General features: G+C 31.4%; 16 protein-coding genes. 4 read left to right on the top strand and 12 right to left on the bottom strand.

Features of this window, described 5'->3' with window-relative positions; genetic code table 11:
- Positions 1 to 42 precede the first annotated feature (42 nt).
- Entirely contained in the window at positions 43 to 1,140 is a 1,098-nt protein-coding gene (gene ychF / locus E0D87_RS06865; RefSeq protein ID WP_130819883.1) for a redox-regulated ATPase YchF, read from the top strand.
- A 7-nt stretch (positions 1,141 to 1,147) separates the two neighbouring features.
- Positions 1,148 to 1,756 carry a thymidine kinase gene (locus E0D87_RS06860; RefSeq protein ID WP_130819882.1) on the top strand — a complete coding sequence of 203 codons (609 nt, stop codon included), beginning with the start codon at positions 1,148 to 1,150 and terminating at the stop codon, positions 1,754 to 1,756.
- A gap of 77 nt (positions 1,757 to 1,833) precedes the next feature.
- Here the strand turns inward: E0D87_RS06860 and map are convergent, their stop codons facing one another.
- Positions 1,834 to 2,652, bottom strand: a complete 819-nt coding sequence (gene map / locus E0D87_RS06855; RefSeq protein ID WP_130819881.1) for a type I methionyl aminopeptidase — start codon at positions 2,650 to 2,652, stop codon at positions 1,834 to 1,836.
- A gap of 45 nt (positions 2,653 to 2,697) precedes the next feature.
- Positions 2,698 to 3,495: a nitroreductase family protein gene (locus tag E0D87_RS06850; protein WP_242618454.1), complete on the bottom strand. Its 798-nt coding sequence runs from the start codon at positions 3,493 to 3,495 to the stop codon at positions 2,698 to 2,700.
- 76 nt (positions 3,496 to 3,571) lie between these two features.
- Here E0D87_RS06850 and E0D87_RS06845 point away from each other — a divergent pair, with 76 nt between their 5' ends.
- Positions 3,572 to 5,365, top strand: a complete 1,794-nt coding sequence (locus E0D87_RS06845; protein WP_130819879.1) for an ATP-dependent helicase — start codon at positions 3,572 to 3,574, stop codon at positions 5,363 to 5,365.
- Between the two features lie 18 nt (positions 5,366 to 5,383).
- Here E0D87_RS06845 and E0D87_RS06840 read toward each other — a convergent pair whose 3' ends face one another.
- Positions 5,384 to 6,652 carry a bifunctional folylpolyglutamate synthase/dihydrofolate synthase gene (locus E0D87_RS06840; RefSeq protein WP_130819878.1) on the bottom strand — a complete coding sequence of 423 codons (1,269 nt, stop codon included), beginning with the start codon at positions 6,650 to 6,652 and terminating at the stop codon, positions 5,384 to 5,386.
- Between the two features lie 96 nt (positions 6,653 to 6,748).
- On the opposite strand from E0D87_RS06840, the gene E0D87_RS06835 reads away from it, so the two are divergent.
- Entirely contained in the window at positions 6,749 to 7,453 is a 705-nt protein-coding gene (locus tag E0D87_RS06835; RefSeq protein ID WP_130819877.1) for a heparan-alpha-glucosaminide N-acetyltransferase, read from the top strand.
- A gap of 68 nt (positions 7,454 to 7,521) precedes the next feature.
- Here E0D87_RS06835 and E0D87_RS06830 read toward each other — a convergent pair whose 3' ends face one another.
- The 9 genes from E0D87_RS06830 to E0D87_RS06790 form a co-directional block, all read right to left on the bottom strand.
- A complete protein-coding gene (locus E0D87_RS06830) occupies positions 7,522 to 8,121 on the bottom strand; it encodes a DUF4230 domain-containing protein (RefSeq protein WP_130819876.1) in 600 nt (199 codons plus the stop codon).
- Positions 8,121 to 8,759, bottom strand: a complete 639-nt coding sequence (gene trmB / locus E0D87_RS06825; RefSeq protein WP_130819875.1) for a tRNA (guanosine(46)-N7)-methyltransferase TrmB — start codon at positions 8,757 to 8,759, stop codon at positions 8,121 to 8,123. The genes E0D87_RS06830 and trmB overlap by 1 nt, the downstream gene beginning before the upstream one ends.
- A gap of 33 nt (positions 8,760 to 8,792) precedes the next feature.
- A complete protein-coding gene (locus tag E0D87_RS06820) occupies positions 8,793 to 9,284 on the bottom strand; it encodes a GAF domain-containing protein (RefSeq protein ID WP_130819874.1) in 492 nt (163 codons plus the stop codon).
- 1 nt (position 9,285) lies between these two features.
- Positions 9,286 to 9,636 (bottom strand): Spx/MgsR family RNA polymerase-binding regulatory protein, encoded by a 351-nt coding sequence (locus E0D87_RS06815; protein ID WP_130819873.1) that lies wholly within the window; start codon positions 9,634 to 9,636, stop codon positions 9,286 to 9,288.
- Between the two features lie 42 nt (positions 9,637 to 9,678).
- Positions 9,679 to 10,560 (bottom strand): DegV family protein, encoded by an 882-nt coding sequence (locus E0D87_RS06810; protein ID WP_130819872.1) that lies wholly within the window; start codon positions 10,558 to 10,560, stop codon positions 9,679 to 9,681.
- Between the two features lie 136 nt (positions 10,561 to 10,696).
- Positions 10,697 to 11,905 (bottom strand): threonine ammonia-lyase, encoded by a 1,209-nt coding sequence (gene ilvA, locus E0D87_RS06805; protein ID WP_130819871.1) that lies wholly within the window; start codon positions 11,903 to 11,905, stop codon positions 10,697 to 10,699.
- A gap of 10 nt (positions 11,906 to 11,915) precedes the next feature.
- A complete protein-coding gene (gene nifJ, locus E0D87_RS06800; RefSeq protein WP_130819870.1) occupies positions 11,916 to 15,452 on the bottom strand; it encodes a pyruvate:ferredoxin (flavodoxin) oxidoreductase in 3,537 nt (1,178 codons plus the stop codon).
- A 76-nt stretch (positions 15,453 to 15,528) separates the two neighbouring features.
- Complete coding sequence (locus tag E0D87_RS06795) at positions 15,529 to 16,734, bottom strand: dicarboxylate/amino acid:cation symporter (RefSeq protein WP_130819869.1); 1,206 nt, start codon at positions 16,732 to 16,734, stop codon at positions 15,529 to 15,531.
- A 246-nt stretch (positions 16,735 to 16,980) separates the two neighbouring features.
- Positions 16,981 to 17,919: an L-lactate dehydrogenase gene (locus E0D87_RS06790; protein WP_130819868.1), complete on the bottom strand. Its 939-nt coding sequence runs from the start codon at positions 17,917 to 17,919 to the stop codon at positions 16,981 to 16,983.
- Position 17,920 lies beyond the last annotated feature (1 nt).

Genomic DNA, 17,920 nt, shown 5'->3' with positions numbered 1-17,920 from the left:
ATATTATCATTGTGAAAAATAAAATGTGTATGGAGTGATTATATGAAATTAGGAATTGTTGGCTTGCCTAATGTTGGAAAATCAACATTATTTAATGCCATTACAAAAGCAGGGGCCCTTATAGCAAACTATCCTTTTGCTACAATCGACCCAAACGTTGGCCTAGTTAACGTGCCAGACCCTCGTTTAAATGTATTAGCTGAGATGTCAAACAGTAAGAAAATTGTTCCAGCTGTCGTGGAATTTTACGATATAGCAGGACTAGTAAAGGGAGCATCAAAAGGAGAAGGACTAGGAAATAAGTTCTTGTCAAACATTCGAGAAACAGACGCTATAGTAGAAGTTCTTAGATGTTTTGATGATCCTAACGTAACCCATGTAGACGGTTCGGTAGATCCACTAAGAGATATTGAAACTATCAATCTTGAGCTAATATTCTCTGACTTAGAGCTTGTAGATAAGGTTGTCGAAAAAAGAAGGAAAGTTGCTAGAAGTGATAAAAGTGTTAGAGCTGAAGTTGAACTATTAGATAAAATAAAAGCTGTTCTTGAAGAGGGTAAATCAGCAAGAATTCTAGATTTAAATGATGAAGAAAAGAAATTATTAAAGGCCTACCAACTTTTATCCACTAAGCCTATCATATATGTTTGCAATGTAAACGAAGAAGACGCTGCTAATGATGGAAAAGGAAATCCTTACGTTGAAAAAGTAAGAGATTTTGCTAAAAATGAAGGCGCAGAAGTTTCTATAGTATCAGCTAAGATTGAGCAAGAAATATCTGAGATTGAAAGTGAAGAAGAAAGAGAAGAATTTTTAGAAATGATAGGTCTAGAAGAATCTGGTACTGATAAAGTTATAAGAGATTCATATAAGACTTTAAACTTAATTTCATTCCTAACAACTGGCGAAATGGAAACTAGGGCCTGGACTATCACAAATGGGACCAAGGCAGTAGATGCAGCTGGTAAAATCCACTCTGATATTTCTAGAGGATTTATCAAAGCTGAAATTGTATCATATGATGACCTAGTAGACTCTGGATCAGAAAATAAGGCCAGAGAAAAAGGCCTACTAAGACAGGAAGGAAAAGACTATATCATGAAGGATGGCGATGTAGTCAACTTTAAATTCAATGTATAGAAATAAAATGAAACAACAAGGCAGATTGATCGTCCATACTGGATCCATGTTTTCTGGAAAAACTACATCTTTGTGGAGAGAACTTTACAGGATGAAAATCGCCAAATACAATGTAGTTGCCTTTAAACCATCAATTGATAGTAGAGACGATGAGAAAAAAATAGTTAGCCATGATAATCTAGAGCTAGATGCTATAAAAGTCGAGAACTTAAAAGATATTTTAGAATACGCAAAAAACAATGACGTGGATTCAATAGGTATAGATGAGGTTCAATTTTTCCCAAATGACCCTGATGAAGTTATAGATATATTCAACAAACTCATGAGTATGAATATTACCTTGGTTGTATCCGGTCTTGATATGGACTACATGACAAAGCCTTTTGAAATAATTAAGGAATTGATGCCAATTGCGGATGAGCTTGTTAAGCATCATGCTATCTGCGCATCTTGTGGAGAAGACGCTTGGGCTTCATATAGAAAATCAGCTGAAGACTCAAGAATTCAAATTGGTTCAGAAGATCTCTATGAACCACTTTGTAGGTCTTGCTATAGCAAAAAAATGAAAGAACGTGAGAAATATAAAAATCAAATATCTCTTGAAGAATTAAATTAAAAAAGCGCATGGTTAACTTCCATGCGTTTTTTAAATAAAATAAAGTTTAATATTTTTATCAAATAAAACCGATAAATCTACAAATTATGTCTTTCTTTATAGATATTTATAAATTTGACATCATCGTCTGTAAGTTTATATTTGCTTTGATCTGTAATAATTTCTGGACCATCCTCATGAATTATAAGTTGGTGTTCGAATTGTGAACATTTGGAGCCATCTCTTGTCCTTGCTGTCCAGCCATTATCATCTACTTGCATCTTCCAATCACCTGCCGCTATCATTGGTTCAATTGTAAATACCATTCCAGCTTCTATTCTTGGACCTCTTCCTGCCTTGCCATAGTGTGGCACTTGAGGATCTTCGTGCATTTCATTACCAATTCCATGACCTATGAAATCTCTTATAACAGAAAATCCATTTTCTACTTCTGCATATTCTTGGATAGCATGACCTATATCACCTATTCTATTGCCAACTACGGCTGCATTCACTCCTCTATTTAGAGCTTCTAAATCTACATCTACGAGCCTTTGATCTTCTTCTGTCATCTTACCAACTGTATATGTCCAACAAGAATCGGCAAGTCCACCATTTAAGTCGATCACGTTATCAATTGAAACAATATCTCCTTCTTTTAGGACATAATCTGTAGGATAGCCATGGCATATTTCATCGTTTACTGATATACAAAGTGTATAAGGAAATCCGCCATAACCAAGCTGAGCAGGAATAGCCTTTTTGTGTTTTGTAATAAACTCGTTAGCAAATTTATCTAATTGTAAGGTAGTAATACCTGGTCTAATAAGCTCTCCAAGAGCTAGGTGTGTTTGACAAAGTATTTCTGCCGATTTCCTCATTTTCTCAAAATCTTTTTCAGTATATAATCTAATCAATTTAAATCCTTTCATCAAAATAAGGACGCTTAAGCGTCCATTATTCTATAGTTTTTTTGTAGCTATATAGGTATATTCACTTCCATCTATAACAGGTTTTATGTCCCAGTTACTGTTTGATGAAATTGATTTTCCTAGTTCATCTACATAATACATTATTATACCTGCATCTATTAGATTTACATTTCCTTTAAAATCTTTGATATAAATTGATAAGTTATCATCCTCTACCAAAAATCTCCATGGTTGAGAGTTATATGCTGATGGAGCGTATTTCGCATAATCAAATATAACGTTTAGACCCCTTTGTTCCAAGTCTTCATCACTTGCTGGTGTATTTAGATTGTCAATAAATACTAAATCAGAGTTAGCTAATCTATCGTCATATCTATGTTCTCTTTCGCTTCCATCAACTGGATTTCCTATAGCAAGGAGTATAGATACATCGCCATTGTCATAGCCTATAGCTGATTTTTTAGTTTCATCATCAACATCTTCTACAGTTATCCAGCAGTTTCCTAAGTTTAATTCATTTAATGTTGTAATAAGCTCTTCCATAGCATAAGCTGCTTTTACATATGTAGCAGGTTCTTCGTTTAAAGTATTTAAAGCAATGTATGAAGGAGCATTTATCATTACACCTTGGTAGCCAGCTAGTCCTTGAAGTTTTTGGTAAACGTCTTCTCCATTTTCTATCAAAATGAATTTGATATCATCTTTGCCGTGATTTTCCACTGACTTAAGCATTGCTTTGTTTAATTTTTCTAAAGTTATATCTTGTATTTTTTCTTCTTTAAAGTCTCTTGTTGAAGTTCTAGATTTCAAAAAATTTTGTGTTAGCATTATATCCCCCATCTATTTTTTCTTCTTATTATATTTTAACATATATTTAAAAAAATTAATATGATAAAATAAAGATATGAATTTAACTAACCAACAAAATTTAGCAGCAAATCACATAGACGGTCCAATTTTAGTATTGGCAGGGCCAGGAGCAGGAAAAACCACTATGCTTCTTCATAGAATTGAAAATTTATCAAAGATAATTGATCCAGCTCATATCTTAACTGTAACTTTTTCTAAAAATCAAGCTATAGACATGGAGGAAAGATATGATGGAAAAGAAACTAACTTTATGACTATCCACGCCTTTTGCTATTTGATTATTAGAAATTACTTAAAAAAGAATAATAGAAGTTTGAGGCTACTTGAAACAGATGACCTCTATAGTAAGTATGATTTAATCAGAAATATTTATTATAGACTTAATAATAAAAAAATCACAAATGAAGATCTTAAGGAGTTTTTTAAGGATATTTCATATATGAAAAACGCAATGCTTAATGAAAATTATCTCAAAAATTCTAAAGTCAAAGAGTGTGTTAAAATATATAGAGCCTACGAAAACTTTAAGATTAAAAATTTCTATATGGATTTTGACGATATGCAAGTTATAGCTCTAAAATTAATAGAAAATGATAAAAATCTTTTAAATTCTATTAGAAATAAATATAGGTACATTCAAGTTGATGAAGGTCAAGATACTTCACTAATACAATTTAAAATAATAGAAAAGATTGCAGCTCCAAATAATAATTTGATGATCGTAGCCGATGATGACCAATCTATTTATTCTTTTAGAGCTTCTGATATTTCTTATTTATTAAATTTCAAAAACATATATACAGAGTCAAAAACTATAATATTAAATGAAAACCATAGGTCTGGTAAAAATATTGTAGATATTTCTAGTAGATTCATTGATAAAAATAATTTTAGATACAAAAAAGATTTATATACCAATAACACTTTCAATTCTAATATTACTACAAAATCTTTTAAAAATGTTTACGATCAATATAAATTTATTAGAAAAAATATCTCAACTGATTATAAATGTGCTATTTTATTTAGAAATAATATCCAAGCCCTAAATATGATTTCGTTTTTTATGGAAGATGGAATTGATTTTAACCTCAAAATATCTGATCCTTATTTTTTAGAGTCTAAAATCATAGAAGATTTTTTCGATATAATTGAGTTTTCAAATGATTTTTCTAAAACTGAAATCTTTAAAGAAATATATTATAAAATCGGAACATTTTTATCTAAAGAAGATATTTTAAAACTTGAATTTAAACCAATTAATCAGGATGTTTTTGATTTTTACTATAGTTCAGAAATTGATGATTATAAAATAGATGCCTTAATTAAAACAGAAAAAGAACTAAAACATATAAGAAATTTAATTCTAAGTAAAAAGATATCATTTATCTATAAATATCTCGGATATAAATCATATATAAGTAACTTTTCAAAAAGATATAAGGAAGAAGTTGTAAATAAAGATCTTTTCGTTGAGTCTCTCGTAAACTTTACAAAAGATTTGAATGATAAAAAGGACTTTGAAGATAAAGTGAATAATCTTAATAGATATATAAACAACAATAATTCTAATATAATTTTATCTAGCATCCATAAATCCAAGGGACTTGAATATGATAAGGTGTTTGTAATAAACTTAAACGAAAATGAATTTCCTATGATTGGTGACGGTGATGATTATAATAAAAATTTAGAAGAAGAAAGACGAGTTATGTATGTGGCAATGACAAGAGCAAAGAAGGAATTGTTTTTACTTTCTATAAAGAAAAGATCAGGTATAAACCTAAATCCTTCAATATTTGTAAATGAAGTTAAGTCCCTAAAATAATTTAGGGACTTAACGCTTTCAACTATTGTATTTTAAAATATCTCCTACCAAATACAAAGACCCACACCAAACGACCAAGTCATTTTCATTTGCAGTATTTTTTGTGTATTCAAAAGCTTCCATATTATCTTTTATGCTAATGGTATTTGGTAGTTTACTTTTAACTAAAGAGTACAACTTATCCAATTCGAATGCTCTAGGATTTTCTGTTATTTCAGTTACTACAACTTCATCAGCTATACTAGTTAATTTATCAATTACATAAGTATAGTCTTTATCTTCTAATATTGAGAAGCCAACAATCAATTTATCGTAATTATAGTTTTTAATTGAGCTAGCTAAAGCATCTATGGCTTCTTTGTTATGAGATCCATCTACCAAAATTCTTGGATTAGTTGATATTAATTGCAATCTTCCTGGATTTTTAGCTTCTAACATTCCCTTATAAATATCTTCATCAGTTAAATTAAATTTATCCTTAAAAAAATCTATAACCATTAAAGCTGTTGCAGCGTTATATATTTGATGGTTTCCAATTAGCTTTGTCTTAATATTTTTATAAGACCTAAAGGAAAATTCATTAAGATCAGGTCCATTTTTTATAATATCAATTTCATCTTTAGAAAAAGTATGCATTTGACTAGATGTTTCATTAGCTTTATCATAAAAAACTTTCCTTACTTCACCCTCTTTAGGATACAAAAATACTTGGCTATTATTTTTAATTATTCCAGCTTTATTATTAGCTATTTCAACTAAAGAATTACCTAGAATTTGTATGTGATCTTTAGATATTGTAGTTATAACTGCGGCTAATGGATTTTTAATTATGTTAGTTGAATCAAGGCTACCACCAAGACCTACTTCTATTATAGCTACATCGACATTTTGCTCTTTGAAATATATATACATTATGGCTGTTAGTACTTCAAAATATGAATTATGATAGCCTTTTTTATCTAGTTCATCTATTGGACCTCTTAGCCTATCAATTATATTCATTAAATACTCATCACTTATATTTACACCATTTATAGATATAGCTTCATTAATCTTAGTCATATATGGAGATGTAAATAAACCAACCTTGTTTTTCCTTGACAAAGTATTAGCTATCATATTAGCTGTAGATCCCTTGCCGTTAGTCCCCGCTATGTGTATTACTTCTATTTTATCTTGTGGATTATCAAACTCAGCTAAAAGCAATCTAATTTTATCTAAAGTATGCTTGCCACCAGTAGAACCCCTATTAATTATATATTTATAATAATCATCAAAGTTTTTCATCTGTCCCTCCGCTAAGTTTATTATAAGTAATAAAACGAATTAGAGCAAGAGTTAACTGTCATTTGTCAAAATGGTATAATTATATAAGAGGTTTTTATGAAAAGAATATATAATTTAGATAAAATAAGAGGACTTACAATTATATCCATGGTTCTCTTTCATTTGATGTACAATATTAATTTTTTTAGGGAAATTAGTTGGTATAATGGCACCCTTCTTAATAAGGTGTGGCAATTATCTATTGCCTTATCCTTTTTTATAATTTCGGGTATAACATCAACTTTGTTACCAGTTAAAAAAAATATTAAAAGAGGAATAAAGACTAGTATAATTGGAGTACTCATAAGTATTGCGACATTTATCTTTGCAAGAGATCAATTTATTGTATGGGGTGTTATGAATGGATTGGGTTTATCCATGATTATAGGAGGAATAATTAAGAATGATAAAATTTTCTCCAAGAAAATGATTTTTGTATTTTTGATTTTTTTCGCTTTAACTTATAATATTCCAAGAAATAGTTTGATTGATGTAAGTTTTTTTAATCATCTATATGAAAAAAATATATTCCCACTAGGTTTTCCATCTGATAAGTTTGTATCAGCAGATTATTTTCCTATAATTCCTTGGATATTTGCCTATTTTTCTGGTATAAGCTTAGGAAATTTACTACATGAGAAAAGCTTTTACAATAAATATGGAACAGATAGTTCGCTCGCCAAAATCGGCAGGTATTCTATGCCTATATATTTGATCCATCAAGTTATCTTGTATCCTATAGTAAGTTTATTTTTTAAATAAAAAATAAGCTATATTGACCTAAATCCTTAAATATAAAACTTGGGTTTAGGTCAATCAACTAGCTTATTTTACTTAATTTTTACTGTGTATTCTTCTTTGACTTTTGGATTTATACTTAAAATTTCTTCCACTGCTACTTTACTACGTTCGTTTGCCTCATCTAAAAACCCTTTGTCTAATAAATCTTGTTCGACTTTTTTTATCTCATTTTTTCTGAAATCAGAAAAATCTTTTATTTCCAATTGATTGAATATAGAATTTTTCTCATCAAATATAGTAAGTGAGTCTTCATCAATTTGGTGACTTAATATCTCTGCTTCAGGTAAAGTTACATTTATAATTTTATTTACATCGTCTACCTTAACATCAATATTTTCAAGATTTACGCCAGCATTAACTTCCCCATCATAAGAAACTATGAACTTTTTAGAGGTAAATGGAATCTTAAATCCGTAAAACTCTTCTGTATTTTCGAAAGAACCAACATTTGTATACTTATATTTTAAAGTAGTAAGCTCTTTCGCTTCAATTATTTGATTTTTGATAATTTCTGAATTAATAGTAGGCTCATTTTTGAAAAATCCAGCCTTCATTCCAAAAAAGTAGCTAGAAAATATAAGAACAACTAAGAGTATAAATCCTATAATTGTTTTTCCAATCTTTTTCATTAATTATCTCCTTCTTTAAAAGTTGCTCTAACAAAATATATAGGCATATTTTTATTTCTAAATTTATTCTCATATTCTGTTACCACAGAATTTTTAATATCGAGATTTCTATCAACTTCATTAATTTCCATTCCATACTCTGTAAAATAATCAATACTTGCATCAAAGAAATCTTCATTATCAGTTTTAAGCTCTATTTCTGCATTATCTTTTATAATATTTACATATCTATCTAAAAATCTTTGGTGGGATAGCCTTCTTTTGTTGTGACGTTTTTTAGGCCAAGGAGTTGAAAAATTTAGATAAATCTTATCTATTTCATCTTTTGCAAATATATCTTCAATATTTTCAGCATTTGCTATGATCCCTCGAATATTTGTGAGTTCTTTATCTAGTATTTTTCTACTACAAACTACAAAAGCATTAGTGTTCATTTCTAAAGCTATGTAGTTTATATCAGGGTTCTCAATGGCTTTTTGAATTATAAAATCCCCCATTCCAGCACCTATTTCTAAGTGGATTGGGTTATTATTTCCAAAACTCTCTCTCCATTTACCCTTGTTTACATCTCCATCAAAATATATGAAGGAATTTTCTTTCATTTCTGGTATTGCATTTGGTTTGTGTCTTAATCTCATTTTGCTCCTTTTAGAACTAACTTATAATTTATCTTAAACATTTATTTTATCTTTAAGTATATTTGAAATTTCTTCAAAGCCATTTTCTTCAATTTCAGTAAATCTACCAACTGATGGCGAATCCATATCTATTACAGCAACTACCTCTCCGTCATTAAATATAGGAACCACAAGCTCTGAGGCTGAATTATTATCACAAACTACGTGACCGTCGAACTTACTTACATCTTCGATATTTGTAATTTTCTTATCTCTGTATGCCTTTGCACATACGCCACTATCAAAATTTAAACGTGTACATGCTGGCAGCCCTTGAAAGGGTCCTAGTTTTAGATTATCATCGCCTACTATATAAAACCCAGACCAATTTAGGTCGCTAATTATTGCCATTATAAAGGAAGATATATTACTCATAAGAGCAATTGGATCGTCTTCATCTTCTGCTTGAATTTTTACATAGTTAATTAATTCATCCATTCTTCCTTTATCATCAAGTTTACCCAGTCCCTTTAACTCAAAAGACATTTTATAGCCTCTCGATGTATTTTTTAACGTCAGGACCAACTAATATTTCTCCATCATCTGTAAACATTATTGGTCTTTTTACAAGCATTCCATCAGTGGCTAAAAGATCGTACTTTGCATCCAAGGACATTTCTTTTAATTTATCTTTTAGATTATTTTCTCTATATATTTTTCCTGAGGTATTAAAGAATTTTTTGATATCATAGTCACTTTTTTCATGCCATGATTTCAATTCATCTCTACTTGGATTTTCCTCTTTTATATCTCTAAGTTGATAAGAAATATTCTTTTCATCAAGCATTTTCTCAACACCCTTGCATGTTGTACATCTGCTATAACATATTAATTTCATTTATTTTCTCCTTTTTACATAAATATTATAAATTAGTTAATCTTAACCGAACCTTTTATTTCCCCAATAAAATAAAGTTATAGTACCAGGCCCTATATGAGAGCCAATAGTTGGCCCGTTGTTTGCAATCATTACCTTTGCTTTTGGAAAGTCTTTTTTTATTTCTTCTTCGAAATCTTGAGCAAACTCGAGATTTTTAGCGTGGGTAATAATGATGTAATCATCGTAATCTGTACCATCGATTGCGTTTTCTTTCATCATTTCCATCATTTTTTTGAAAAGTTTTTTTCTAGTCCTAATTTTAGTAGTAACAATCATCTCACCATCATTGTTTACTTCAATTATAGGACATATTTTTAATAGAGTACCGATATCTGCTGCAGTTTTAGATATTCTTCCACCTCTAGCAACATATTCTAGGTTTTCGTTGCTTGTACAGTTGATAACTTTAAGTCTATTTTGCATAGCCCAATTATATAGGCTTTCTATATCCATACCTGATTCTTTTAATTCAAGTAATTTTATAACCAAAAGTCCAACTCCAGATGATGCCATTCTTGAGTCAACTGGATATATTTTTCTTTCAGGAAATTCCTCTTTTAGGATATCAATAGCTTGAAGTAAGAAATTATATTGACCAGAAATACCTGAGGATAAGCAAACATGGATTATATCTTTTTCCGTTTTCAATATCTCTCTAAAATATTCAACATATTCTCCGGTGTTTATAGCAGATGTTGTTGGTGCTGCACCATTTTCCATATTTTCATAAAAAGTTTCCATGTCCAAACTTTTTCCAAAGTCATCTAAGTATATCTTATCATCAATCATATAGTTTGAGTTGATTATATTTACGTCTAGTTTTTCTACAAAATCAATTGGTAAATCAATTATAGATTCAGAACTAATAATATAGTCTGTCATAAATCCTCCTTATAATATATCTAATTAATATTATTTTACCACATCAAAGAATATACCAAAATTTTAAAATTCCATACTTATAAATCTACGCACAAAAAAGAAACTACCAAAACGGTAGTTCCTTATATTGTATATATTATTCAGCTCTTCTAGCATGACTTTCTTCATAGCCATTTTCAGCTAATATTCTATAAATCTTATTTCTATGTTCTTTATTGTAAGTTTCTGCAATAATTCTTACAACTGCATGATCAAAACCAACTGTTTCAGATGATTTGAATTGGTCAATATCCATAATATTGGCACCTTCGTCCTTGATAATTTGAAGAAGTCTAATTAATTCACCTGGCTTATCTGAAATAGTAGTTGTGATTTCACATAGTCTACCGGTTTTAAATAGACCTTGATTTATTATTTGAGATATTGTATTTACATTAATATTACCACCACTTAGTACTGCGCAAACTTTTCCATCTGAGAAGTCATATTTTTCTGATAGTACTGCAGCTACAGATGAAGCTCCTGCTCCTTCTGCACTTACTTTACTTTCTTCTAATAGTCTTAAGATAGCATTTGTTATTTCATCTTCAGAAACTGTTACTATTTCATCAACATATTTTTCTACTAAGTCGAATGTGATTTCACCTGGTTTTTTAACTGCAATACCGTCAGCCATTGTATTTGCAGAGTCTAAAGTTACTATTTTGCCTGCTTTTCTTGAAGCTAACATTGATGCTGCATTTTCTGGTTCTACACCAATAATTTTAACATCTGGTTTAACTGATTTAACTGCAAGCGCAATTCCTGCAATTAATCCACCTCCACCTATAGGAACTACAATATATTTAACATCTGGCAATTGTTCAAGGATCTCAAGACCAATTGTTCCTTGACCGCATAACACATACTCATCATCAAATGGTGCTACATATGTTAAGTCTCTTTCTTTTTGTAATTCATAAGCTTTAGCTTGAGCATCATCAAATGTACCATCAACTATGATTACTTCTCCACCGTAACCTCTAGTCGCTTCTATTTTTGATAAAGGAGCAATTGATGGGATACAAATATAAGATTTGATACCTTGTTTAGTTGCAGATAATGCTACACCTTGAGCATGGTTACCCGCAGAACATGATATTACACCCTTTGCTTTTTGTTCATCATCTAAGTGGGCAATTTTGTTAAATGCTCCTCTTAGTTTAAATGATCCTGTTTTTTGCAAGTTTTCCATCTTGATATATAGGTTTTCGCCCATTCTTGATGCTGTATAAATTGGTGTTTTTTCTATATTTCCATCTAGAATTTCTCTAGCTTCTTTTATCATATCTAAATTTGCTGTCATGATTTACTCCTTAATTATTGTTAGCCATTCTCTTATATGATTCTAGTCTTTCTCTTGCTGCTTCTTCAGCTTCAGCATATAATTGATCTGCTGATTCTGGGAATGCTTTCTTAAGTGAAGCATAACGAACTTCTCCTTGCAAGAATTCTTGGAAAGATTCTTCTGGATCTTTTGAGTCTAGTACAAATGGATTCTTTCCTTCAAGACTTAGCAATGGATTGAATCTCCATAAGTGCCAATATCCACTAGCTACTGCTTCTTTTTCTCTTCTTTGAGTCTTACCCATACCTGCTTTTATGCCGTGGTTAATACATGGTGCGTAAGCAATAATCAATGATGGTCCTGGATAACTTTCAGCTTCTTTTATAGCTTTTAATGTTTGAGCTTGGTTTGCTCCCATAGCAACTTGTGCAACATAAACATATCCGTAAGTTGTCATCATCAATCCAAGGTCTTTTTTCCTTACTTTCTTACCAGATGCCGCAAACTTAGCAACTGCTGCAAGTGGTGTAGCTTTTGAACTTTGTCCACCAGTGTTTGAATAAACTTCAGTATCAAATACAATTACGTTTATATCTTCACCACTAGCTAAAACGTGGTCTACGCCAGAAAATCCTATATCGTAAGCCCATCCGTCGCCACCGAATATCCATTGGCTCTTCTTAACTAGATAATCTTTAAGAGCTTTAACTCTTCCAATTATCTTATCAGCTTCTTCGTCATTAGTTTTATTTGCTAATAGAGAAATTATCTTAATAGCAGCTTTTTTGCTTTCTTCAAACTTATCGTTATTTTCTAACCATTCATTAAATGCATCGTTTAATGGTGATGAAATGTGAAGGTTTATAAATCTCTTCATCAAGTTCTCTAAAGCAAGTTTGTTAGCCTTATCTGCAAGTAGCATTCCGTATCCATACTCAGCAGCATCTTCAAATAATGATGATGCCCATGCAGGACCCTCACCGTTTTTATTTGTACAATATGGCATTGATGGAACTGATGATCCCCAGATTGATGAACAACCTGTTGCATTTGATATCATTTGGTGGTCACCATAAAGTTGTGTAATTAATTTAGCATATGGAGTTTCACCACAACCTGCACATGCTCCTGAGAATTCTAATAGTGGTCTTGAGAATTGTGAGTTCTTAACATTGTTAGCTTCAATCTCATCATCTTTATAGCCAACCTCATTGTGAGCGTAAGTCCAATTATCTGCTTGTTTTTCTATTTGTTCGTCAATAGGTTTCATTTCAAGAGCTTTAGTTGGAGCTGGACAAACATCTACACAATTTCCGCATCCCATACAATCATATGGTGATACTTGAATTCTAAATTCGTAGTTTTCTAGTCCTTTACCAATTGCTTTTTTAGTTTCGAATCCTTCTGGTGCATTTTTCTTAGCTTCTTCATCTAATAGGAATGGTCTAATAGTAGCGTGAGGACATACGAATGAACATTGATTACATTGAATACAATTTTCAATTTTCCATTCTGGAACAAATAATGCAATACCTCTCTTTTCGTATTGGCTTGTACCTGGCATATATTGTCCATCATCGTATGGAAGATAAGCTGATACTGGAAGATCATCTTCGTGAAGGTTAATTATAGGTTTAACCATGTTTCTAATAAAGTCAGGTTCATCTGATATATCTTCTATAGCTTCAGGTTTAAGATTTTTCCATGCTTCCGGAACTTCTATTTCCACTAATTCTTCTCTAGTTCTATCTACAGCTTTGTTGTTCATATCAACAATATCTTGACCCTTCATTCCATATGAAGATTGGATAGAATCTTTAAGATATTCTATAGCATCGTCTATTGGTAAAACTTTTGATAGCATAAAGAAGGCAGTTTGGATTACCATGTTTGTTCTGTGGCCTAATCCTACTTCTTGAGCGATTTTTGAAGCATTTACAGTATAGAATTTGATGTTTCTATTTGCTATATCGCTTTTCATTTTATCTGGTATATGTTCTTCTAACTCTTCCATATTCCAAATTGTGTTAAGTAAGAATATACCACCATCTTTTAGATTTTTAGTTAAATCATATTGTCTTACATAAGCTTGAGGTGAGCAAGATACAAAGTCAGCCTCATCTATTAAATAAGCAGCATGGATTGGATTTGGTGAGAAACGTAAGTGAGAAAGAGTTAAACCGTTACTCTTCTTAGCGTCATAGTCAAAATATCCTTGAGCAAATAGGTCAGTATTATCGCCTATAATCTTGATGGCGTTTTTGTTAGCACCAACTGTACCGTCACCACCATTTCCCCAGAATACGCATCTGCTTGTTTTACCATCATCTATAACAAATGATTTATCTACTTCTATTGAAGTGTGCATAACATCATCATCTATACCTACTGTAAAATGATTTTTAGGGTTTTCACTTGCTAAGTTATCAAATACTGCTTTGAAATGTGATGGGTTAGTATCTTTTTGTCCAAGACCGTATCTACCACCGATTATTAGAGGATTTCTGTCTGATTTAGCTAAAACTTCAACAACATCTAAGTATAGTGGTTCACCTATTGATCCTTTTTCTTTTGTTCTATCAAGTACGGCTATTCTTTCAACTGTTTTTGGAATTACATTTAGTAAATGTTCAGCAGAAAATGGTCTATATAAATGAACTTTAACTAAACCAACTTTTTTGCCCTCTTCGTTTAATTTATCAACAGTTTGGTTAATTGTATCTGTACCAGAACCCATAGCAACAATAATATCTGTAGCTTCAGGATCGCCTACGTAGTTAAATAATGAATAATCGGTACCGATTTTTTCATTAATTTTATTCATGTAATCTTCAACAACACCTGGTAGTGATGCATAAGCTTCGTTTTGAGCTTCAGTTCTTTGGAAATATCCACCCTTTTCAAATACACCTCTCATTGTTGGTCTATGAGGAGATAGTGAATCGTTTTTAAAAGCATCAATTGCTTCATAGTCTACTAGATCTTCAAATTGGTCATAATCCCAAACTTCTATTTTTTGTATTTCGTGACTTGTTCTAAAACCATCGAAGAAATTCACAAAAGGGATTCTCGCTTTAATAGCTGCAAGGTGAGCAACAGGACTTAAATCCATAATTTCTTGAACTGATCCTGATGCAAGCATTGCAAATCCTGTTTGTCTACCTGCCATAACATCTTGGTGATCACCATACATATTGATAGAACATGTTGATAATGAACGAGCTGCGACGTGGAACACTGCTGGAAGTCTTTCTCCCGCCATTTTGAACATGTCAGGAATCATAAGTAAAAAGCCTTGGCTTGCTGTGTATGTAGATGTTAGTGCTCCTGCTGCTAGAGATCCGTGGACTGCTCCTGCTGCTCCAGCCTCATGTTGCATTTCTGTAACTGAAACTTCATTTCCAAATAAATTCTTTCTTCCTTGAGCTGCCCATTTATCTATAAACTCTGGCATTGGTGAAGAAGGTGTTATTGGATAAATTGCAGCAACATCTGAAAATGCATAAGATACGTGAGCTGCTGCCGTATTACCGTCCATAGTTTTCTTTTTTCTTGTAATTGTCATAAGTTCTCCTTTTTAAGTATATGTAATAAGCGGAAAAATAGAACTCATAAGAGTCCTATTTTAACTTTGTTAACTTTTATTTAACTAATTCTTCAATATAAGCTTCATTTGCTTGTGGGTCTAATTTAAAACCACTTATTTTATTTACGATACAAGCTATTGCAGCATCACCAGTAATATTACAAGCAGTTCCAAATGAATCTTGTGCTACGTAAAGAGCAATGATTAGAGCTGTCATTGGTTCTGTAAATCCTAACATAGATTGCAAGATACCTAAAGCTGCCATAACCGCTCCACCTGGAACACCTGGTGCTGCAACCATAGTCACACCAAGCATAAGTATGAATGGGAATATATGATGGAGAGTTACATCTCCTCCTTGAAGCATCAATATTGACATTGCACATGATGTAAGTGTAATTGTTGATCCAGATAAGTGGATTGTTGCACATAACGGAATAACAAAATCTGCTATACCTTTATTTACACCCATCTTATAGGTTTGTCTCAATGTTACTGGAATAGTAGCTGCTGATGATTGTGTTCCTACAGCTGTCATATAAGCTGGGAATATTGTTTTGATTTTCTTAAATGGACTACCACCAGACATAGAACTTGCTACTGTGTATTGAATTAGTATTGTTAGCCAGTGAAGTATCAATACCATTATGAAAACTTTTGAGAAAACTTTCAATACTGTTGCAACTGTTCCTTGGTATGCCATATTAGCGAAAATACCAGCGATATGAATTGGAAGTAGTGGTATTACTATAGAAGATATCAATCTTGTAATTATGTCAGAAAACTCATGAACAGCTTTTTTGAGTACATCTGCATTACAAACTGCAATACCAACACCAAGTATGAAAGACATAATTAGTGCAGTTGTTACACTAAAAATAGGATCCATTGGTGATTCAAAGAATGGTTCTAGAACTCTACCAGTATTAGCATCTGGGTTGAAGTTTATAGCACCCTTTGTAATAAAGTTTGGCAATACAAAACTTCCTGTGAAATATGTAGCAGTACCAAATATTACTGTTGATAAGTAAGCGATACCTGCAGTAATAGCTAGTGTCTTTCCAGCATCGTTTCCTAAGTCTGCTATTCCCGGAATTACAAAGCCCATAATTATTAATGGAATAACAAAGTTTAGGAAGTTACCAAATAAACCATTGAAGGTAATAAGTATTCTAACAATAATTGCTGGTCCAAATAAACCAATTAAAATACCTACAATGATGGCTATAATTAGCCTTGGCAATAAACCTAATTTTTTCATTTCTTCCTCCTGAATGAAATTGATCTATTGATCACTTAAATAATATCAGATATACGTTTTCATGTCAATATATTTTTTTTGATAATATTTCATATTTCAATATCTATATATTACTATTTCACTAGTATTTGTTTTGATTATTAACTGCAATAAACTAAGTATGATAACGTTTTATAAATGTATTTGTTTACCTTGGTAAATGATTAATTCCAAGAAAAAAGAGCATTAATTAATGCTCTTTTAATCCTATGAAAATGATTTTTCTAATATTTGTTTTAATGTCTTAGCAGAACTTTCCATTCTTTCATTTTCTATATCAGTTAATGGAATTTCAATTACCCACTTTGCACCATCTTTTCCTATTACAGTTGGCACGCCAATATATATATCTTTCAATCCATATTCCCCATTTAGATAAGAAGAAGTTGAGAATACTGCATTCTCGTCATTTATAATAGCCTCAACTATTCTTGCAAGTGCCATCCCTATTCCATAAAAAGTAGCACCCTTTTTCTTAATTATTTCATATGCTGCGTTTTTTGTTTTCTCAAAAGTATTAAGTAGCGCAATCTCATCTACTTCACTATTAGAGCTTATCCACTCATATATTGGAAGTCCGCCGATATTTGTATGAGACCAAACTGCAAATTCACTATCGCCATGTTCTCCTAAAATATATGCATCAACGCTTCTTGGATCTATCCCAATAAGTGAAGCTATTTCTTTTTTAAATCTTGATGAATCTAGTGTTGTACCTGTTCCTATAACTTTATTTGCAGGGAATCCAGAATATTTCCAAGTTGCATAAGTTAGTACATCTACTGGATTACTTGCCACTACAAATATTCCATCAAATCCAGAGTCAACTACACTTTTTATCATATCTTTAAATATATTTAGATTTTTTTCAACTAAATCTAACCTAGTCTCTCCCTCTTTTTGAGGAATACCAGCTGTTATTACAACTACTTCTGCATCTTTGCAATCAGCATAACTTGCTTTATATATAGACTTAGGTTTTGTAAAACTTATGGCATCAGATAAATCCATAGCATCACCCTCCGCCTTATTTTCATTTATATCTATAATACCAAGTTCCCTTCCTATTCCTAGAATGGTACTTGCGTATGCAAATGATGAGCCTACTGCTCCATCACCTATTAAAATTACCTTACTATCTTTCATA

Origin of the sequence: Anaerococcus vaginimassiliensis, from assembly GCF_900626155.1 — a bacterium.
In the GTDB taxonomy this organism is placed as follows: domain Bacteria; phylum Bacillota; class Clostridia; order Tissierellales; family Peptoniphilaceae; genus Anaerococcus; species Anaerococcus vaginimassiliensis.
Note: the sequence above shows the minus strand (reverse complement) of the source record. Positions and strands in the feature narration are given on the sequence as shown.